The sequence below is a fragment of the Antrihabitans spumae genome (assembly GCF_043944905.1).
In the GTDB taxonomy this organism is placed as follows: Bacteria; Actinomycetota; Actinomycetes; order Mycobacteriales; family Mycobacteriaceae; genus Antrihabitans; species Antrihabitans spumae.
The window spans coordinates 12718-32350 of record NZ_JBIMSN010000117.1; the positions used below are offsets into that span (position 1 = coordinate 12718).

The 19633-nt window shown below is 63.9% G+C and carries 17 protein-coding genes and 1 tRNA gene; 15 read left to right on the forward strand and 3 right to left on the reverse strand.

Annotated features, from left to right (window positions below; all coding sequences use genetic code 11):
• The first annotated feature begins 53 nt into the window (after positions 1–53).
• Together ACHIRB_RS23800 and ACHIRB_RS23805 are read left to right on the forward strand one after the other, a co-directional pair.
• Positions 54–461, forward strand: coding sequence for a nitroreductase family deazaflavin-dependent oxidoreductase (locus tag ACHIRB_RS23800; RefSeq protein WP_395113227.1), 408 nt, complete (start codon positions 54–56; stop codon positions 459–461).
• Between the two features lie 92 nt (positions 462–553).
• Positions 554–1060 carry a WKL family lipoprotein gene (locus tag ACHIRB_RS23805; protein ID WP_199706043.1) on the forward strand — a complete coding sequence of 169 codons (507 nt, stop codon included), beginning with the start codon at positions 554–556 and terminating at the stop codon, positions 1058–1060.
• Between the two features lie 126 nt (positions 1061–1186).
• Here the strand turns inward: ACHIRB_RS23805 and ACHIRB_RS23810 are convergent.
• The 3 genes from ACHIRB_RS23810 to ACHIRB_RS23820 all read right to left on the reverse strand — a co-directional run bounded on the left by ACHIRB_RS23810 (position 1187) and on the right by ACHIRB_RS23820 (position 3075).
• Positions 1187–1259: transfer RNA gene (locus ACHIRB_RS23810), tRNA-Arg, on the reverse strand.
• Between the two features lie 134 nt (positions 1260–1393).
• A complete protein-coding gene (locus ACHIRB_RS23815) occupies positions 1394–2137 on the reverse strand; it encodes a DUF305 domain-containing protein (RefSeq protein ID WP_395125842.1) in 744 nt (247 codons plus the stop codon).
• On the reverse strand, positions 2137–3075 hold the full coding sequence (locus ACHIRB_RS23820; RefSeq protein ID WP_395125858.1) for a DUF3105 domain-containing protein: 939 nt from the start codon (positions 3073–3075) through the stop codon (positions 2137–2139). The genes ACHIRB_RS23815 and ACHIRB_RS23820 overlap by 1 nt, the downstream gene beginning before the upstream one ends.
• A 151-nt stretch (positions 3076–3226) precedes the next feature.
• On the opposite strand from ACHIRB_RS23820, the gene argS reads away from it, so the two are divergent.
• From argS to ACHIRB_RS23885, 13 genes are all read left to right on the forward strand, one after another.
• On the forward strand, positions 3227–4879 hold the full coding sequence (gene argS, locus ACHIRB_RS23825; protein ID WP_395125843.1) for an arginine--tRNA ligase: 1653 nt from the start codon (positions 3227–3229) through the stop codon (positions 4877–4879).
• Positions 4876–6297: a diaminopimelate decarboxylase gene (lysA, locus tag ACHIRB_RS23830; RefSeq protein WP_395125844.1), complete on the forward strand. Its 1422-nt coding sequence runs from the start codon at positions 4876–4878 to the stop codon at positions 6295–6297. Before argS ends, lysA begins: the two co-directional genes overlap by 4 nt.
• Positions 6294–7622 carry a homoserine dehydrogenase gene (locus ACHIRB_RS23835; protein ID WP_307829733.1) on the forward strand — a complete coding sequence of 443 codons (1329 nt, stop codon included), beginning with the start codon at positions 6294–6296 and terminating at the stop codon, positions 7620–7622. Before lysA ends, ACHIRB_RS23835 begins: the two co-directional genes overlap by 4 nt.
• Positions 7619–8698, forward strand: a complete 1080-nt coding sequence (gene thrC / locus ACHIRB_RS23840) for a threonine synthase (RefSeq protein ID WP_199706050.1) — start codon at positions 7619–7621, stop codon at positions 8696–8698. Before ACHIRB_RS23835 ends, thrC begins: the two co-directional genes overlap by 4 nt.
• Positions 8699–8721: 23 nt before the next feature.
• A complete protein-coding gene (gene thrB, locus ACHIRB_RS23845; protein ID WP_395125845.1) occupies positions 8722–9654 on the forward strand; it encodes a homoserine kinase in 933 nt (310 codons plus the stop codon).
• 355 nt (positions 9655–10009) lie between these two features.
• Positions 10010–12154 (forward strand): transcription termination factor Rho, encoded by a 2145-nt coding sequence (gene rho / locus ACHIRB_RS23850; RefSeq protein ID WP_395125846.1) that lies wholly within the window; start codon positions 10010–10012, stop codon positions 12152–12154.
• Between the two features lie 406 nt (positions 12155–12560).
• Positions 12561–13832 carry a DUF7373 family lipoprotein gene (locus ACHIRB_RS23855; RefSeq protein ID WP_395125847.1) on the forward strand — a complete coding sequence of 424 codons (1272 nt, stop codon included), beginning with the start codon at positions 12561–12563 and terminating at the stop codon, positions 13830–13832.
• Positions 13833–13973: 141 nt separating this feature from the next.
• Positions 13974–14207, forward strand: coding sequence for a 50S ribosomal protein L31 (gene rpmE / locus ACHIRB_RS23860; RefSeq protein ID WP_199706054.1), 234 nt, complete (start codon positions 13974–13976; stop codon positions 14205–14207).
• A gap of 101 nt (positions 14208–14308) precedes the next feature.
• Entirely contained in the window at positions 14309–15388 is a 1080-nt protein-coding gene (gene prfA / locus ACHIRB_RS23865; RefSeq protein ID WP_199706055.1) for a peptide chain release factor 1, read from the forward strand.
• 48 nt (positions 15389–15436) lie between these two features.
• Complete coding sequence (prmC, locus tag ACHIRB_RS23870; protein WP_395125848.1) at positions 15437–16324, forward strand: peptide chain release factor N(5)-glutamine methyltransferase; 888 nt, start codon at positions 15437–15439, stop codon at positions 16322–16324.
• Entirely contained in the window at positions 16321–16986 is a 666-nt protein-coding gene (locus ACHIRB_RS23875) for an L-threonylcarbamoyladenylate synthase (RefSeq protein WP_395125849.1), read from the forward strand. Before prmC ends, ACHIRB_RS23875 begins: the two co-directional genes overlap by 4 nt.
• The gene (locus ACHIRB_RS23880; protein ID WP_395125850.1) at positions 16983–18290 is read left to right on the forward strand and encodes a serine hydroxymethyltransferase; all 1308 of its coding nucleotides are present in this window, start codon (positions 16983–16985) and stop codon (positions 18288–18290) included. Before ACHIRB_RS23875 ends, ACHIRB_RS23880 begins: the two co-directional genes overlap by 4 nt.
• Positions 18287–19459, forward strand: a complete 1173-nt coding sequence (locus ACHIRB_RS23885; RefSeq protein ID WP_199706059.1) for a glycosyltransferase family 4 protein — start codon at positions 18287–18289, stop codon at positions 19457–19459. The genes ACHIRB_RS23880 and ACHIRB_RS23885 overlap by 4 nt, the downstream gene beginning before the upstream one ends.
• Positions 19460–19633 lie beyond the last annotated feature (174 nt).

Here is a 19633-nt window from a genome sequence, read left to right on the forward strand (position 1 = left end):
CCAAAAATGTGTACGAGTGACAGGATTGCAAGGTCGACGACGAAGGAGTCCTGATGTCCGACTTCAATTCCCGCATCATCGAAGAGTTTCGCGAGAATCACGGCCGGGTCGGCGGACCCTTCGAAGGTGCGCCGCTGCTGCTGCTGCATTCCGTCGGGGCAAAGTCGGGGTCGCCTCGAATCAGCCCGGTGATGTATCTCGCCGACGGGGAGAAGTACTACGTATTCGCGAGTAAGGCTGGTGCGCCGACGAATCCGGCGTGGTACCACAACCTGGTCGCGAATCCGGAGGCGACGATCGAAGTCGGCGACGACACCATCGATGTTGTCGCGCACGAGGTGACCGGTTCCGAACGCGACGCGGTCTACGGTCGCCAAGCGGCGCTGTATCCGGGCTTTGCCGAATACGAGACACGGACAGCAAGGACGATCCCGGTCGTCGCGTTGGTTCCCAAGCTGTAGACGGGTAGCTGCGGAGGTCGAATCGAGCTGCTGTTAGGCTTGCCTAACCTGTCGGCGCTACCGGCGTCGGCTGCTCATCCGAAAGGTAGACAGTGATTCTCCGTAAAGCTGTGATCGCTTCCTGTACCGCATTTCTCGCAATCGGATTGGCCGCCTGCGGCTCCGACGATTCCGACAGTTCGGCATCCGCGACGACCACCGCGAGCGCTAGCTCGAGTGCGGCTGCCAGCACCACGGCAGCTTCCTCGGCCGCGCCGACCGCCGACGAACTGAAGGCGAACCTGGACTTCATCGCAGACGCAACGAAGTCCACCCCGGAGAAGGTCGCTGTGATCGTCAACGGCGAGGCACGCACCGCGAACCTCGATCAGATGAATGCCGCACTCGGCGGCTACGGCAAGCTCATCTTCAACGTCACCGATGTCGCTGCAACCGGCGACACCGCGACGGCCAACGTCACCATCGAATCGCCGAGCGCGCCGGGCCAGCCTTCGCCGCCGCTGCCGATGACGTGGGAGCGTGTCGACGGCGCCTGGAAGCTGTCGGACGCAACCGCATGCACGTTGCTGGCATTCGCCGGCGCACCCTGCGCAGTCTGACCGAACAAGCCGCAACCGACCGCACCCCCACCTCGTATCGGGATCGATGCCAAAGGTGGGGGTGCGGTTTTGCTTTGCCTTGAATGCGGGATGAGGAGAAGCCGTACGAACGGCTGGAAATCGAAGTGCCCCCGGCAGGATTCGAACCTGCGGCCTTCTGCTCCGGAGGCAGACGCTCTATCCCCTGAGCTACGGGGGCGCACCGGGATTCGGTGAGCCGTTGGGCGGTGTAACCCTAACGCACGCGGCGTTCCGAGACCAAAAGGCCCTCGGGGTCGTGAGTCCTTTCGGAGGGCGGACCCTCCGAAAGGACTCACGAGCGGCGGAGCCGCCTCAGTTCATCGGCAGCGGCTGGGCATTTCGCTGCGCGAGCATGTCCGTCATAAGCGCCGATTCGGAGTCCTGTGTCTTCACCATCGAGTTCGCGAAGTTTCTGACGACCCCCGATTCGGCATGCTCGGCGCCGTATTCGCCCATCTCCTTGCCGCCCTGGTGGTGGCGCAGCATGAGCTGAAGGAACAGCACATCCAACTCCGGACCCTCGGCTTTGCGGAGGTTGGTGAGATCTGCCGACGTCGCCATGCCTGGCATCGCCATCATGCCTTCGGACATGTCGTGCGAGTCCATGCTCATGCCGCCGTGCTCGTGCCCGGACGAACTGTCGTCCATCCACTTCATGTAGCCGTCGTCGGCGAACGGTGCCTGGCCCCACAGCGCGAGCCAGCCCTGCATGTAGCCGACCTGGTTCTGCTGCGTGGTGAGGATGTCGTACGCCAGATTGCGGACCTCGGTGTTCGTCGACTTCGTCAGCGCGACCGTCGACATTTCGATGGCCTGGTTGTGGTGCACCGTCATGTCCTGAGAGAAGCCGACGTCGACGGAATCGGCTCCCGGTGTCGTCGCGTCGTCCTGGAACCACAAGCGGCCGAGAAAGCCGATCGCGATGCCGAGCAGTATTGCCGCGACCAGAGTCAGCGCAAGGGTGACAGTGCGCTGACTCGGTCGCGAGCGTCCGGTCGACTCCTCGGCCAGCACGATCTCCTGGGGCTTGGTCGAGCTTTCGTCCCCGTCCGCCATCAGGGCGCGGGGGCGGGAGCGGGTGCGGGCGGCAACTGATTCTGGATATCGGGCGGCAACTGATTCTGCAGTTCAGGGGGTAGCTCCATGCCCGGCGGCAGTTGTGGCAGTCCCGGCTGACCACCTGTTTCCGTTGCGTCCGGAGTCAGACCGGCGCCGTCGAACGGCACAGCATCGGGTCCGGGCGGTGACGGATCGAACGGCGGCGGGTTGTCGGGATCGAATGCGTCGGGAATCGTCGCGCAACTGCCGTTGGGCTCCGGCGCGTTGTAGCTGTTCGCGCGCAGAGCCGCGATGAACTGCGGGATTCGGCGATCGTCGGCGTTGTCCAGCTTGAGCTGATGTCCCCACGCCTGCAACGAAATCGGGCTGTCCTGACCGGGATAGGGCGACATCATCATGTACGGCTTGTTGTCGACCCGACTCGCGAGTTCGTCGAGGGCGTCGCCGCTCACCTCGTCCGGGTTGTAGGTGATCCACACGGTGCCGTGCTCGAGTGAGTGCACAGCATTCTCGGTGCGAATCGCAGTCGGGTACACGACGCCGGTGCAGGTCGCCCAGGCATTGTCGTGCGGACCGCCGAACGGTGGGGTCTGGTTGTACGCAACACGCTGAGGGGCGGTGATGTGCAAGCCGGCTTTGTAGGGCTCGACCTTCACGCCGTCGATGCCCGTCGACGGGTCTTTGTTGGTCTCGCTCGGTGCGTACTTGTCGGCGTCCGCCCTTTCCTGATATTTGGGAATCAGGTTCCACGCGAGAAGTCCGACCAATGCAACGATCACGGTGACAGCGCCGATCAGCATCCAAGGGATCTCGCGGGACTTGGGGAGTCCTTTACCTTTGGCTCCCGCGACCTTCTTCCTCTTGGTGGCGGCCTTGATCGCCTTGGCTGATTTCGCCCCGGTCTTGTTGCCGGGACTCTCCGAACCGCTTGCCATCCGTGGACTGCTCTTTCGCCGTGTGGACATGTATCGATCGCTGCGCTCCCTGGAGCGCCCTCACTCTACGGAAAAATGCCCAGGCCCGGACGGCCGTATTCGATCGGTCCGGATTAAGAGCACTACCCCGCAGACCATAGGATAGACACCTGTGACTCCAGCTGACCTTGCCGAACTCCTCCGCGGTACCGCCGCGAAGGTGCTTGCCGAGCGTGGAATCGACACATCGGTACTGCCAGCAGAGCTGACCGTCGAGCGTCCACGCAACCCGGAACACGGCGATTACGCCTCGAACATTGCCATGCGAATCGGCAAGCCCGCGGGTGTGAATCCGCGCGAACTTGCAGGTTGGCTGGCTGAAGCACTCACGGCGACCGACGGCATCGCGACCGCGGACGTAGCCGGACCCGGTTTCCTCAACATCCGACTCGACGCCTCTGCGCAGGGCGCGATTCTGACCTCCGTCCTGGCAGCGGGAGCCGAGTTCGGAAGTGCGACCACGCTCACGGGCAAGACGATCAACCTCGAGTTCGTCTCGGCCAACCCGACCGGGCCGATTCACCTCGGTGGAACCCGTTGGGCGGCCGTCGGTGACGCTCTCGGCCGGATTCTGGGGTCGCAGGGCGCTGCGGTGACCAGGGAGTACTACTTCAACGATCACGGCGGGCAGATCGATCGGTTCGCCGAATCGCTCATTGCCGCAGCGAAAAACGAGCCGACACCCGACAAGGGTTACGCGGGCAGCTACATCTCCGAAATCGCGGCAGCTGTGGTCGCGCAGCATCCCGGAGCGCTCGATGCACCGCCCGCCGAACAGCACGAGATCTTTCGCGCGACCGGCGTCGACCTGATGTTCGCCCACATCAGGAAGACGCTCCACGAATTCGGCACCGACTTCGACGTCTACACCAACGAAAGCTCGATGTTCGAGTCCGGCGCCGTCGAGCGTGCGGTGGAGGAGCTGAAGACGAAGGGCACGCTGTACGAGGCCGAGGGCGCGTGGTGGTTGCGGACCACCGACTTCGGCGACGACAAGGACCGCGTTGTCATCAAGAGCGACGGGACCTCGGCCTACGTTGCCGGTGACATCGCCTACTTCCTCGACAAGCGCGCCCGCGGTGCCGATCTGTGCATCTACATGCTCGGTGCCGATCACCACGGCTACATCGGACGCCTCAAGGCGATCGCATCGGCGACCGGAGACGATCCGGCAAACGTCGAGGTGCTCATCGGCCAGATGGTGAACCTCGTCCGTGACGGTGTCACGGTGAAGATGAGCAAGCGCGCAGGCACCGTCATCACCCTCGACGATCTCGTCGAGGCGATCGGCGTCGACGCGGCACGGTATGCACTGGTGCGGTCCTCGGTGAACACGAGCATCGACATCGACCTTGCGCTCTGGACCAAGCAGAACGACGAGAACCCGGTGCTGTACGTGCAATACGCGCATGCGCGGTTGCGGTCGGTTGCACGCAATGCTGCGGATCTCGGAATCGGGACGGGCGACCCGAACTTCGCGCTTCTCGATTCCGACCACGAGGGCGAGCTGATCAAGACGATCGGCGAGTACCCGCGGGTTGTCGCGAGCGCGGCGAATCTGCGTGAGCCACATCGTATTGCGCGGTACCTGGAAGAACTTGCAGGGACGTATCACAGGTTCTATGCGGCTTGTCGCATCTTGCCTATCGGACACGAGGAGCCGAACGAATTGCATACCGCCCGACTCGCGCTGTGTGACGCAACCCGTCAGGTGTTGGCCAACGGATTGACCTTGCTCGGCGTCAGCGCTCCGGAGCAGATGTGAGCGCGCATCCGGCCGGACCGCGGCACGCCGAACTCGCTTACGCTCCAGGTCTTTCCGAGCGTCCGAAGACTCCCGCCGAGATGACGGCACTACCCGAGCACGTGTATCCGCGTGGCGCCACCCGGGGTGCGGACGGCGTCGTGACCCTCGCTGGTGTCGCGGTCACGGAGCTCGCGGAGTCCTACGGCACACCGCTTTTCGTCATCGACGAGGACGACTTTCGCTCCCGCTGCCGCGACATGCTCGCCGCGTTCGGTCCGCATGCGCGAATCCACTACGCGTCCAAGGCATTCCTGTGCAGCGAGATCGCGCGCTGGGTTGCCGACGAAGGGCTCTCGCTCGACGTCTGCTCCGGTGGCGAACTCGCCGTGGCATTGCACGGCGGCTTCCCCGCCGAGCGAATTGCCATGCACGGCAACAACAAGTCCATCGCCGAGCTCGAAGCCGGGGTCAGCGCCGGGGTTGGGCACATCGTGCTCGACTCCCTGATCGAGATCGAGCGGCTCGACGCCATCGCGGGCAGTGCCGGTGTCGTGCAGGATGTTCTCGTTCGTGTGACGGTCGGAGTCGAAGCGCACACACACGAATTCATTTCCACCGCACACGAAGACCAGAAGTTCGGGTTCTCGTTGGCCGGGGGAGACGCCATCGAGGCTGTGCGGCGTGTCTTTGCTGCCGACAACCTCCGTCTGGTCGGGCTGCACAGCCACATCGGTTCGCAGATCTTCGACGTGAGCGGTTTCGAGGTCGCCGCGAACCGGGTTATCAGCCTTCTTCGTGACACCGTCGCCGAGTTCGGCGTCGAGAAGACCGCGCAGATCGCGACCGTGGATCTCGGTGGCGGTCTAGGTATTTCCTATATCCCGAGCGACGATCCGCCACCACTGCAGGATCTCGCGGCGACGCTGCTGAAAATCGTCGAATCGGAGTCGGCACGCGTCGGCCTGCCCCGTCCGACACTCGCTGTCGAACCGGGACGTGCGATCGCCGGTCCGGGCACCGTGACTCTCTATGAGGTCGGCACCATCAAGGACGTTGCACTCGGCGCGAGTACGAAGCGTCGCTACGTGAGCATCGACGGCGGTATGAGCGACAACATTCGGACCTCGCTCTATCAAGCCGAATACGATTGCCGTCTGGTGTCGCGAGACAGCGACGCCGATCCGGTGGTTGCACGTGTCGTCGGAAAGCATTGCGAGAGTGGCGATGTGGTCATCCGCGATACCTGGATGCCTGCCGACGTCGGACCCGGCGACCTGCTCGCTGTCGCAGCGACCGGTGCCTACTGCTATTCGATGTCGAGTCGCTACAACCTCCTGCCGCGCCCCGCGGTCGTGGCGGTGCGTGACGGACAATCGCGATTGATTCTTCGCAGGGAGAACGTAGAAGACCTGCTCAGCCTGGAGGTAAACGAGTGACCAGCACGTCGTATTCGTCTCGCACCGGCGACCAGCCGATCGGTGTCGCGGTCCTCGGCATGGGAAATGTCGGGACCGAGGTCGTCCGCATCCTGCGTGACCGTGCCGACGACCTGAAGGCCCGCGTCGGTGCACCTGTTGTGATCCGCGGAATTGCAGTGCGCCGCATCGAGATCGACCGTGGCGTTCCCGAGGAATTGTTGACGACCGATGCCGACGCACTTGTCGCTCGCGACGACGTCGACATCGTGGTCGAGGTCATCGGCGGCATCGAGAAGCCGCGGTCGTTGATTCTTGCTGCGCTCAATTCGGGCAAGTCGGTCGTCACGGCCAACAAGGCGTTGCTGGCCGACTACACCGGTGAGATCGCCGAAGCCGCCGAGCGGACCCGCGCCGACCTGTACTTCGAGGCAGCGGTCGCAGGCGCGATTCCTGTTGTGCGGCCGCTGATGCAGTCGCTCGCGGGCGACAAGGTCAATCGGGTCGTCGGAATTGTCAACGGCACAACGAACTTCATCCTGTCGGCCATGGCGGCGACGGGTGCGGGCTACGAGGAATCCCTCGCCGAGGCGAGCCGTCTCGGGTACGCCGAAGCGGATCCGACTGCCGACGTCGAGGGTTACGACGCCGCCGCGAAGGCAGCGATCCTTGCGTCCCTGGCGTTCCACACCCGGGTGACGGCAGCCGACGTCTACCGCGAGGGCATCTCGAATGTCACAGCCGAAGACCTTGCGACGGCAAAGGCCCTCGACTGCACGGTGAAACTGCTGGCCCTGTGCGAGCGCGTCAGTGACGAGGACGGCAAGGAGCGGATCTCGGTTCGCGTCTATCCGGCCTTGCTTCCCCTTTCCCATCCGCTTGCTCGAGTCGACGGTGCGTTCAATGCCGTTGTCGTCGAGGCAGAGGCGGCTGGCAGGCTGATGTTCTACGGCCAGGGCGCCGGTGGCGCCCCGACGGCATCAGCGGTGATGGGCGACTTGGTGATGGCGGCGCGCAACAAGTTCTACGGTGGCCGCGGTCCAGGCGAATCGACGTACGCGAAATTGCCGATCGCGCCGATGGGCGATACGCCGACTCGGTACCACGTCAACATGGAGGTCGCTGACCGTCCCGGAGTGCTTTCCGGTGTGGCAGCGGAGTTCTCCAAGCGCGGGGTCAGTATCTCCACGGTTCGGCAGGAAGGTGCGGGGGAGGGCGCGCGCCTCGTTGTGGTCACCCATATCGCAGCCGAGTCGGCCTTGGCGGAAACTGTTGCAGCACTTGCGGAGTTGGAGTTCGAGGTAATCGTGAAGAGCGTCCTGAGACTGGAAGGCACCGAAGAATGAGCCGATCGAGCGCTGTTCACACACCATGGCCCGGTTTGATCGAGGCTTACCGCGATCGGTTGGCAATCGGTCCCGACTGGCGTCCTGTCACTCTTCGTGAGGGCGGAACTCCGCTGCTGCCCGCGGAGCATCTCTCCGAATTGACCGGGTGCGACGTGCATTTGAAGGTCGAGGGGCTCAATCCGACAGGTTCGTTCAAGGACCGCGGCATGACGATGGCGATCACCGATGCGCGCGCTCGCGGCCAGCGCGCCGTCCTCTGCGCATCGACGGGAAACACGTCGGCATCCGCCGCCGCTTACGCGGCAAAAGCCGGCATGACCTGTGCGGTGCTGATCCCGCAGGGCAAGATCGCGATGGGCAAACTCGCTCAGGCAGTGATGCACGGCGCCCGAATAATCCAGGTGGAGGGCAACTTCGACGATTGCCTCGAGTTGGCACGGAAGACCACCGCCGAGTTCCCCGAGATCGGACTGGTCAACTCCGTCAATCCCGCCCGCATCGAAGGGCAGAAAACGGCGGCGTTCGAAATCTGCGATGCACTCGGCAAAGCGCCTGACGTGCATGCACTTCCGGTCGGCAACGCCGGAAACATCACGGCGTACTGGCGTGGCTACAGCGAGTACTTCGCCGATGGCATCACATCGGTTCGGCCACGGATGCTCGGTGTGCAGGCAGCCGGTTCGGCCCCGCTGGTCAACGGTGCACCTGTGAAGAACCCCGAGACGATCGCCACCGCAATCCGAATCGGTTCTCCTGCTTCGTGGAACGGCGCGGTGAGCGCAAAGGAAGAGTCCGACGGTGCATTCCGCGCTGCGACCGACGACGAAATCTTGGAGGCATATCGCCTCATCGCCGCGACCGAAGGTGTGTTCGTCGAGCCGGCGTCCGCGGCGAGTGTCGCTGGATTGCTCGCAGCGCGCAAGGAAGGCTGGCTCGACGCCGGGCTGACCGTCGTGTGCACGGTCACGGGCAACGGACTGAAGGATCCTGACACCGCGTTGCTGGGAATGCCTGCGGTACAACCGATTCCGGTGGATCCGGTGGCGGTGGCAGCAGCGCTCGAGCTCGCGTAGTGACGACGACCGGACCCGCGCTGATGACCCAGACCCTTCCGATCGGACTGACGGTAACTGCTCGCGTTCCCGCGTCCAGTGCCAATCTCGGTCCAGGCTTCGACTCGCTCGGCCTTGCTCTCGACCTGTGCGACGAGATCGAAGTGACGACCACGGCATCCGGACTCACGATTCGTGTCGAGGGTGAAGGCGCCGAAGACGTTCCGTGGGGTCCGTCGCACCTCGTCGTACGGGCGGTCGAGCGGGGGCTGGAATCGGCGGGCGTCTGGGCGGACGGACTGGATGTCGTGTGCCGCAACGTGATTCCGCACTCTCGTGGTCTCGGTTCGTCGGCGTCGGCCGTCGTTGGAGGCCTCGCGGCCGCCAACGGTCTTGCTAGCAAGCTCGACCCCACGCTCGCTCTGTCGCGGGAGCAACTCGTTCAGCTCGCCTCGGAGTTCGAAGGGCATCCGGACAACGCGGCGGCGAGTGTGCTCGGCGGAGTCGTGGTGTCCTGGACCGATTCCGACTGTCCGCACACGGGGGAGCGCGAGTATCGCGCCGTTCGGTTGGAGGTGCATCCCGATATCCGTGCGGTGGTGTTCGTTCCGCAAGAACGCAGTTCGACCGCGCACACCCGTGGCTTGCTACCCGAGATGGTGCCGCACCGCGATGCCGCCTTCAACGTCAGCCGCGCCGCGCTCGCTGTCGTCGCGCTGACCCAGCGTCCGGATCTGCTGCTGCCGGCGACCGCGGACATGTTGCACCAGAATCAGCGAGCACCCGCGCTGCCGCTGACAACCCTGTGGATTCGGCGGCTACGAGACGCTGGAATCGCCGCAACCGTATCTGGAGCTGGACCGACTGTGCTCGCTCTGATGACAGGCCCCCTGCCCGACGAACTTCGTGAGCTCGCGAAGCAAGACGGTATCGACGTACTCGACCTGCCCTTGGCGGACGGCGTTTCGGTCACTTGATCCGAGTCGGCGCCGGGGCAGGCGAGCATCGACGTCAGGCATGACGATGCCGACTCGCCGCAAGGGGGCGCCTGTTGCCGTGCCTGGGCATGGGGGCTATCCTTGTCGTTGTCCGTACATCGTGCGCTTCAGACGCCGGTGCTTCACCAGGGCAATCACTCCAGAAGTTCGGTTTCGGCATTCGAGTCACCGGTGCGCACTGGAATGATCCTTCGACCCCCTTGCGGTGGTGGATGGCAACCGGCCGATAAAGCAAATGCACGTGCGGCGCACATCCGAGTCCAGTACATGAGCTGGGCTGCGGGACGAACCCTCGAATCGCCCACAGCGCGAGCGAGGGAAGGAAAGGACCTCCGTGACCGATACGGACCTGTTCACTACGCCTGTTGACGATTCCAAGACCGATTCTTCGGTCAGCCAGGCGAGCGATACTTCACAACCCACACCGGCCGCGCCAGCGACCGAAGCGCCGCGTGGCGGCGGATTGGCGGGGATGTTGCTACCTCAATTGCGGGCACTCGCCGCAGAACTCGGTATCCGTGGAACCTCCGGAATGCGAAAAGGCGACCTGATCGGTGCGATCAAGGATCGTCAGTCGGGCTCTGGCGCCAAGAAGGCCGAAGCCGAACCCGTCGCCGAACGGCCGAAGAAGGTCGAAACCACCGAGGCACCCGCCAAGGTCGAGGCAGTTGCTCCCGTTGTCGAGGCGCCCGCACAGGCACCCAAGACGGATTCCGCGCAGGCCACCGAGTCGGTAGCCACCGACTCCGCACCGGCAGCAGCCGAAGCGAAGTCCGACGCTTCCGAGTCGCGGACCGACGACGATTCCGAGCGCGCACAGGGCGGGCGAAACCGCCAGCGTCGCGGCGCATCGCGGCAGGCAGGATCGCCCGCAGCCGAACAGGGCGAGTCGCAGCAACCCGCGACCCAGTCCGAGGATCAGCCGCGTCGCAACGAGCAGAACAACGATCGCAGCGGCCAGGACGGGCAAGCGAACCAGGGTGGCAACCGCCGGGAGCGCAACCAGGGTGACCGTAACCAGGGCGAGCGCAACAACCAGGGCGGCGAACGTAACCAAGGCGACCGTAACCAGGGCGAGCGTAACAACCAGGGCGGCGACCGTAACCAGGGCAACCAGGGCGACCGAAATCGCAACCAGAACAACAACAATCAAGCCAACAGCAATCAGGGCAACAACGGTCCGCGTGGCGACAATCGCAACGACAATCGGGACGATGACGAAGAGGGCGGCCGCGGTCGTCGCGGACGCCGCTTCCGGGAGCGTCGCCGTGGACGCGAACGTGGTGAAGGTGGCGGGGCGCCCGATGCTCGCGAGCCCGAAATTCGCGAAGACGACGTTCTTCAGCCCGTAGCCGGAATCCTCGATGTGCTGGACAACTACGCATTCGTGCGGACGTCCGGTTACCTCGCGGGACCCAACGACGTGTACGTGTCGATGAACCTCGTTCGCAAGAGCGGGCTTCGTCGCGGCGACGCCATCACCGGTGCCGTTCGTGCGCCGCGTGAGGGTGAGCAGAGCAATCAGCGCCAGAAGTTCGACCCGCTGGTTCGACTGGACACCATCAACGGTGGCGACATCGACGCAGCACGTCGCCGTCCCGAATTCCAGAAGCTGACGCCGCTGTATCCCAATCAGCGGCTGCGCCTGGAAACGACGCAGAACAAGCTCACGACCCGCGTGATCGATCTGATCATGCCGATCGGTAAGGGCCAGCGTGCCCTGATCGTCAGCCCGCCCAAGGCAGGTAAGACGACGATCATGCAGGACATCGCCAACGCGATCGCCGTCAACAACCCTGAGGTCTACCTCATGGTTGTGCTCGTCGACGAGCGTCCGGAAGAGGTCACCGACATGCAGCGCTCGGTGAAGGGTGAGGTCATCGCCTCGACCTTCGACCGTCCGCCGGGCGATCACACGTCGGTCGCCGAGTTGGCGATCGAGCGGGCAAAGCGGTTGGTGGAGATGGGCAAGGACGTCGTCGTTCTGCTCGACTCGATCACGCGCCTCGGCCGTGCGTACAACAACTCGTCGCCGGCTTCGGGTCGCATCCTCTCCGGTGGTGTCGATTCGACTGCGCTCTACCCGCCGAAGCGTTTCCTCGGTGCCGCTCGCAACATCGAAAACGGTGGTTCGTTGACCATCATCGCAACGGCGATGGTCGAGACCGGCTCGACCGGCGACACCGTGATCTTCGAGGAGTTCAAGGGTACAGGCAATGCTGAGCTCAAGCTCGATCGAAAGATCGCAGAGCGTCGGGTATTCCCCGCGGTGGACGTCAATCCGTCCGGTACGCGTAAGGACGAGTTGCTGCTCAATCCGGACGAGGCCGCCGTTCTGCACAAGTTGCGGCGGGTGCTCTCCGGATTGGACAGCCATCAGGCAATCGATCTGCTGATCGATCGTCTGAAGAAGTCGCGCAACAACCTCGAGTTCCTTATGACGGTCTCGAAGACAGCTCCAGGTCTGGCAGACGAGTAGTCGGACCGAAGAACGCTCGACCGATCGTGGCTGCGCCCGCGATCAAGAGCGCAGTTGCAAGAGCAAGAGAAGGTTCGTCCGCGGGCACCGCTTCGTAGGGTGCCCGCGTGTTTGTCGTTGTCTCGTAGCTGTATGCCCGATCGGGTGTGGTCTGCGGCAATGCCGTGACGCCGAGACCGATGGCTACGAAGAGAAATACGAAGACTGCGGCCGCACAGCGGAGATTCATATCCGGTGGTCCTTCGATCGGCTTGCACGGTCGTCGATCCCTGCCGAATCTATGAGTGTGTGCAGGCGCCTGCACGAGTAGTCGACTACTCGATTCGATCTGCGGGGCATATTCTTTCGGCTGAGTGTCGGGGGAGTGCGGTACATTTCGGAACAACTCTGCAGCCAAGGGGCGTCGGTGATATTCGATGTGAAGTTGTCCGGTCGGGTCGGTGCGCTTGCACTCGTGGTGTTGGTCGGCGGCGCTCAGATTGCAGGCTGCTCCTCGCCGACAGAGGGTGCTGCCAAGGCAGGCGAAGTCGATGTGCGCACTCTGGAGGTCGGGGACTACAGCACCGAACCGCTCGACGTACCGCGCAACGACAGGGAGTCGTTCGGCAGGCTGATCGAAGCGGTGAGAATCGCGGACGCCGTTGCGAATCCGTACAAGATCGATCCCGACTTGAAGTACTGGTCAGGGGCAGAACCGCGGCCGGATGCAAAGTCGGCGACAGGCACCCTCGCTGACGCGACGCAGCCGGTGCTCGAGAAGTACGGAATGATCGCCGGCTACGCGGTCGGCGGACGAGACCAAGAATTTCCTGCCGAGGGTAAGCCGAAGGTCGGCGATGCACGCGCGGTGACGATCAATGTGCTCCGCTTCCCCGACGAGGATTCAGCCGAACGCGCGGCGCGGGAGATCGACTCTGTCGACTTTGCGCTCAGCCCGGACAACCGCGCGGTAGATATTCCGGATTACGATGCCGCGCAGAGTCATTGGCGCCCGGGCGTGCCAACGCTCGGATCGACGATCGCGCACGGATTCTGGGTTGTGAACGTCTATGCCGAACACACCTCGCCGGACATCGACGCGCTGACCGACCTCGTCACGAAGACGTTCGATGCGCAGATGCCACTCCTCGACGGCTTCGAGGCGACGCCGGCGGACAAGGTAGCCACGTTGCCGCTCGATGCCGAGGGTATGGTCCGGCGAATCCTGCCGTACCAGGTCGGCGTGTGGCCGTATCCCGTCGTCGAATCGGACGATCCGAGCACGATTGTCGAGTCCGGCAACATCAGCATCGAATCCGGCATCGCGTACGGCAGGCTCGGGGCGACGCATTCGGCGGGAAACAAGGAAGTAGTCGGCAAGCTCTTCGACGAAACGGGTCTGGAATTCTGGGGAGCCGTCGAGATCGGCACCTTCCTGTACCGGGTGCGCGACAAGGCCGCGGCGGAGCAACTCGTCGCGGCGAACTACGGAGATTCGCCGAACATCACGAACACGATCGACGGACCGGAGGGCGTGCCGGACGCGACGTGCCAGGAGCTACAGACCGATGCGGGCGATCTGTACTACCGCTGCAGCGTGATCTATCGGCAGTACGCGGCAAGCGTCACCAGCAGCGACGAGGACGATGTCCGGTTCAAAGCCGCAGCTCAGTACGCACTTCTTGCCAACAGTCAGTAGCGAAGGAACAATCGTCGGGCCCGCTGGGTTGAACGATTCGTAAAGCCGCCATCAGCTCTGGCATACTGAGCGGTCGAGTCCGGTTCCGGTTCACGTCTTCGATTGGCGAAGGCGACCCGGCGACCACTGTGAGAGGACACCATGAAGGCAGGAATTCACCCCAACTACGTAGCGACGACAGTCGTCTGCGGTTGCGGAAACACGTTCGAGACGCACAGCACCAAGGCATCGGGTCACATCAATGTCGAGGTTTGCTCGCAGTGCCACCCGTTCTACACCGGCAAGCAGAAGATCCTCGACACCGGCGGCCGCGTCGCCCGCTTCGAGGCTCGCTACGGCAAGCGCGCAGGCAAGAAAGCCGACGCCAGCTCCTAGCTTCTTCGCCGACGCCCGTCCTGTGATCGCTGCAGGCCGGGCGTCGGCTTGTTTTCTATCAAGACCTATCGCAGGCGAGCAGCGGAGAGATGAGCAAGGGCATGGCTGACAAGAACACTGCATCCGCGGTCGACGACATTCTCGCCGAGCACACCAGCTTGGAGCTGCAGCTTTCCGATCCTGCGCTGCACAACGACCCGGGAGCGGCCCGCCGTGTCGGCAAACGTTTCGCCGAACTCGCACCTGTCATGGCGACCTACACCAAGCTGCAGTCCGCTCGTGACGACCTCGAAGCGGCCAAGGAACTCGCGGCCGACGATTCCAGTTTCGCGGCCGAAATCCCCGATCTGGAAGCGCAGGTCCTCGAGCTGGACCATGCGCTCACCGATCTTCTTGCACCGCGAGATCCGCACGACAGCGACGACGTCGTCCTCGAGGTCAAGTCGGGTGAAGGTGGCGAGGAGTCAGCGCTGTTCGCCGCAGACCTGGCGCGGATGTACCTTCGCTATGCCGAGCGTCGGGGTTGGCGGGTCGAGGTGCTCGACGCGAACATCTCCGATCTCGGTGGCTACAAGGACGCGACGTTGTCCATCAAAGCGAAGTCCGCGGAGCGTGACGGGGTCTGGTCTCGGCTGAAGTTCGAGGGCGGCGTGCATCGGGTCCAGCGGGTGCCGGTGACCGAGTCGCAGGGCCGGGTCCATACGTCGGCGGCGGGGATTCTGATCTATCCGGAGCCGGAAGAAGTCGAGGACGTGCAGATCGACGAAACCGATCTGCGGATCGACGTCTATCGGTCCTCCGGCAAGGGCGGCCAGGGCGTCAACACGACGGACTCCGCTGTCCGCATCACACATCTGCCGACCGGAATCGTCGTGACGTGCCAGAACGAACGGTCGCAGCTGCAGAACAAGGCGCGCGCGATGCAGGTTCTCGCGGCACGCCTGCAGGTCGTTGCGGAAGAGGCTGCCAACGCCGAGGCATCGGCGGGACGGGCGAGTCAGGTTCGTACGGTCGATCGCTCGGAGCGCATCCGGACCTACAATTTTCCCGAGAACCGCATCACCGACCATCGGATCGGCTTCAAGTCGCACAACCTCGACGCAGTGCTCGATGGTGAGCTCGACGCGTTGCTCGATGCGTTGGGTAAAGCGGACCGCGAAGCGCGGCTCGCCGTCGAGTAGCAGGGGATCCTGCGTCGACGCCCGTCCTTCGCGTGGCAGGCTGTAAGTGTGAGCCGACAGCCAGTTCGTACAGCGATTCGTGAGGCCACCGAACAACTTGCGGCGGCGGGCGTGCACAGCGCACGAAACGATGCCGAGGTGCTCGCGGCTCATCTGATGGGTGTGGAGCGAACCCGGCTGTGTCTGGTACCGCTCGTCGAGTCCGCGGTGCTCCAGGCGTATCGCAAGATGGTCGATCAGCGAGCCAAACGTATTCCGCTGCAGTACATCACCGGTACTTCGCCGATGGGGGAGATCGATCTCGAAGTCGGTCCGGGAGTTTTCGTGCCGCGCCCCGAAACCGAGTTGCTGCTTGCCTGGGCCCTGGCATTTCTGGAGTCCTGTCACCGGCACCCACCCGTGGTGCTCGACCTCTGCACAGGATCGGGCGCTTTGGCGTTGGCCTTGGCCCATGCCAGACCCGATGCCGTCGTGCACGCGATCGAACTGGATCCACGGGCACTGACCTGGGCGCAACGCAACGCAACGCTTCGGGCCGACGACGGCGACACCGAGATCACCCTGCACAACGATGACGTCACGCGCCCCGACCTGCTCACCGAACTCGACGGCACAGTCGATCTGATCGTTGCGAACCCGCCCTACGTACCGGTCGGTGCTCAGCTCGAGCCCGAGGTGATCGAGCACGATCCCCACATCGCGTTGTTCGCCGGACCCGATGGCCTCGACGTGATCGAGCCGATGGTCGCGAACGTTGCTCGTTGGTTGCGTGTCGGAGGTGGGGTCGCCATCGAACACGACGACTCGAACGGCGCTGCTGTCGCACAGTTGCTGGCGGCGGACGGTTCGTTCGCAGACATCGTCGAGCACCCCGACCTCGCAGGTCGACCTCGATTTGTCGTCGCTCGTCGCGACAATGCAAGGATGGACGCGTGAGCACGGTCTACGACTGCCAGGATTCTGCGGCTCGGGCTGCCGGAATAGACGCTGCTACCCGCACTTTGAAGGCAGGCCGCCTCGTCGTCATGCCGACGGATACCCTCTACGGGATCGCTGCCGACGCGTTCGACAGTTCCGCGGTGGCCGCATTGTTGCGCGCCAAGCGCCGCGGTCGCGACATGCCGGTGCCGGTACTTGTCGGATCGTGGAACACGATCGACGGACTTGTGTTGTCGGTGCGACCACAGGCACGCGATCTGGTGCGTGCCTTCTGGCCCGGCGGCCTCAGTCTTGTTGTGCAACAAGCGCCGTCGCTGGCGTGGGACCTCGGCGATACGCGGGGGACCGTGATGCTGCGGATGCCGCTGCATCCGGTCGCGCTGGAACTGCTGCGTGAGGTCGGTCCGCTTGCCGTGTCGAGCGCCAACGTCTCGGGCTCGCAGCCTGCGAAGACGGCCGCCGAAGCTCGCGAACAACTCGGTGAAGATGTGACGGTCTATCTGGACGGCGGCACTTCGGAGCTTGCAGTAGCGTCGACGATCGTCGATCTCACGTCGGACCACCCGCGGATTCTGCGGTCGGGAGCCGTTGCGAGCAGCGACATCGCGGACGTGCTCGGTGTATCGGTCGAAAGCCTCGAGGCGGGAGCCATGCGATGACCACCGACGGTAACGATCGATTCTGGGGACCGGATTTCGGAGAACTGGAGCAGACCGACCCGGAAGTCGCCGACATCGTCCTCGGTGAGCTCGAACGGCAGCGCGGTGGGCTGCAGCTGATCGCGAGTGAAAACCTCACCAGCCCCGCGGTATTGGCGACGCTCGGGTCGACGTTGAGCAACAAGTACGCCGAGGGCTATCCGGGGCACAGGTACTACGGCGGCTGCGCTGAGGTCGACAAAGCGGAAGAGTTGGCGATCGCCCGGGCGAAAGCACTGTTCGGTGCCGAGCACGTCAACGTGCAGCCGCACTCGGGCGCGAGCGCGAACTTCGCCGTGTACGCCGCGTTCGCGCAACCGGGCGATCCGATTCTCGCCATGAGCCTGCCGCACGGCGGCCACCTCACCCATGGATCGCGTGTGAGTTTCTCGGGCAAATGGTTCGCGCCCACGCCCTACCACGTGAACAAGCGGACCGAAACGATCGACTACGACGAGGTCAGGGACCTTGCGCTGGCACATCGGCCGAGAATCATCGTCGCGGGCGCGACCGCGTATCCACGATTGATCGACTTCGCGATATTCAGGAAGATCGCCGACGAGGTCGACGCCATCCTCTGGGTCGATGCGGCGCACTTCATCGGTCTGGTGGCAGGCAAGGCGATTCCGTCCCCGGTGCCGTACGCCGATGTCGTCTCTGCGACGACACACAAGGTGCTCCGCGGCCCACGAGGCGGAATGCTGATTTGCAGGGCCGAGCACGCGAAGGCAATCGACAAGGCAGTCTTCCCGTTCAGTCAGGGCGGACCGCTGATGCACGCGGTCGCAGCGAAGGCTGTCGCGTTCAAGGAAGCATCGACTCCGCAGTTCCAGGCGTACGCATCCGGCGTCACCGCGAACGCTGCGGCACTGTCGAAGTCGCTCGAGTCCAACGGCATGCGTGCGGTGTCGGGCGGTACCGACACCCATCTCGCTCTCCTCGATATACAGGCCCTCGGGGTGTCGGGCGCCGAGGCCGAGGTACGTTGCGATGCGGCACGAATCACCTTGAACAAGAACGCAATTCCGTACGATCCCGCGCCGCCGCGCGTTGCATCCGGTATTCGAGTCGGCTCGGCCGCCCTCACGACGCAAGGTTTCGACGTGTCCGACATGGACCGTGTCGGTGGGCTCGTCGTCAGGGCTGTCAAAGCCGACCCGGCGTCACCGGCGGGACGAACCGAACTCGATGCCGTGCGCGCCGAGGTTGCGGAACTGGTCGCGGCCAAGCCGGCCTATCCGCGCGGGGTAGCGTCCGCCACGTGATAGCCGCCGACTCCACCGCTGTGGTGCTGGCGCAATCGAGCAGCGGAGCGGGTGTACCACTTCGCGAGCTGTTGCTCGTGATGCTCACCGCCGCTGTCGTCACGTTCTTCGCGACCGGCGGAATCCGAATGCTGGCCATCGCCTTCGGAGCAGTAGCGATCCCGCGCGAACGCGACGTCCACACCGCACCCATCCCGCGTATGGGCGGGGTCGGGATGTATCTCGGCGTGCTGGCAGCAGTGTTGTTCGCCCAGCAACTACCTGCGCTGGCCCGCGGCTTCGATTACGACACCCCCGATATGCCTGCTGCGCTGGTATCGGGGCTGGTCATAGTGCTCGTGGGCGTGATCGACGACCGCTGGGGTCTCGACGCGTTGACCAAATTCGTGGGACAGGTGACCGCCGCCGGAGTGCTCGTTGTGATGGGCGTGAGCTGGTGGGTCATCTATTTTCCTGGTGGCGGCGGCACGATCATTCTCGATCCACTCCAAGCGGGACTCGTGACGATCGCGGTGACGGTCGTGATGGTGAACGCGATGAACTTCGTCGACGGACTGGACGGTCTAGCTGCGGGGATGGGATTGATCGCAGCGCTGGCGATCTTCGTCTACTCGGTCGGTCTGTTGCGCGAACAGGGCGGGGACGTGAGCGTCTATCCGCCTGCTCTGCTTGCGGCCGCGCTCGCCGGCGCCTGCCTCGGCTTCCTCCCACACAACTTTCAGCCTGCCAAGATCTTCATGGGTGATTCGGGATCGATGCTCATCGGTTTGATGCTTGCGACCATCTCGACCAGCGCATCGGGCAAGGTCGGTCGGACCGCGTACGGCATTCGAGACATCCTCGGTCTGCTCACGCCGCTCTTGCTCGTCGGTGCGGTGATGTTCATCCCGATGCTCGATCTTCTACTCGCGGTCGTCCGCCGGACCCGAGCTGGGGTGAGCCCTTTCAGCCCGGACAAGATGCATCTGCATCATCGGCTACTGCAGATCGGGCACTCGCATCGCAGGGTCGTTCTGCTCATCTACTTGTGGGTTGGCGTGCTTGCCTTCGGCGCGGTCGGCTCCTCGTTGATCGATCGCAGGATAGTGGTCCTGATTTTCGCTGGGGGACTGGTATTTGCGCTGGTAGTGACCGCGGTGCCGTCTCTGCGAAAGCATGAGGACTGGTAGCGGAAAGCGTCCGATTTGCCCGGACTCGACAGTGGGTCTCGGCATCTACTACACTGTGTCGTGGGCAAGGAAAACGAACAAATGCCTGTGGTACGGTTTTCGCTGTTCGTCCGGGTCGGCCTCACGGTCGCGTCGGGTGAGACGCTTAGACCGAGTAGGAGCCCGCACGTGAGT

Bases quoted from the DNA above. Each gene is read 5' to 3' on its own strand.
- ACHIRB_RS23815 (WP_395125842.1), bottom strand. From the start codon at position 2,137: ATGGCGGACGGGGACGAAAGCTCGACCAAGCCCCAGGAGATCGTGCTG.
- prfA (WP_199706055.1), top strand. From the start codon at position 14,309: ATGGCTGACAAGAACACTGCATCCGCGGTCGACGACATTCTCGCCGAG.
- thrC (WP_199706050.1), top strand. From the start codon at position 7,619: ATGAGCCGATCGAGCGCTGTTCACACACCATGGCCCGGTTTGATCGAG.
- ACHIRB_RS23880 (WP_395125850.1), top strand. From the start codon at position 16,983: ATGACCACCGACGGTAACGATCGATTCTGGGGACCGGATTTCGGAGAA.
- thrB (WP_395125845.1), top strand. From the start codon at position 8,722: ATGACCCAGACCCTTCCGATCGGACTGACGGTAACTGCTCGCGTTCCC.
- ACHIRB_RS23800 (WP_395113227.1), top strand. From the start codon at position 54: ATGTCCGACTTCAATTCCCGCATCATCGAAGAGTTTCGCGAGAATCAC.
- rpmE (WP_199706054.1), top strand. From the start codon at position 13,974: ATGAAGGCAGGAATTCACCCCAACTACGTAGCGACGACAGTCGTCTGC.
- ACHIRB_RS23820 (WP_395125858.1), bottom strand. From the start codon at position 3,075: ATGGCAAGCGGTTCGGAGAGTCCCGGCAACAAGACCGGGGCGAAATCA.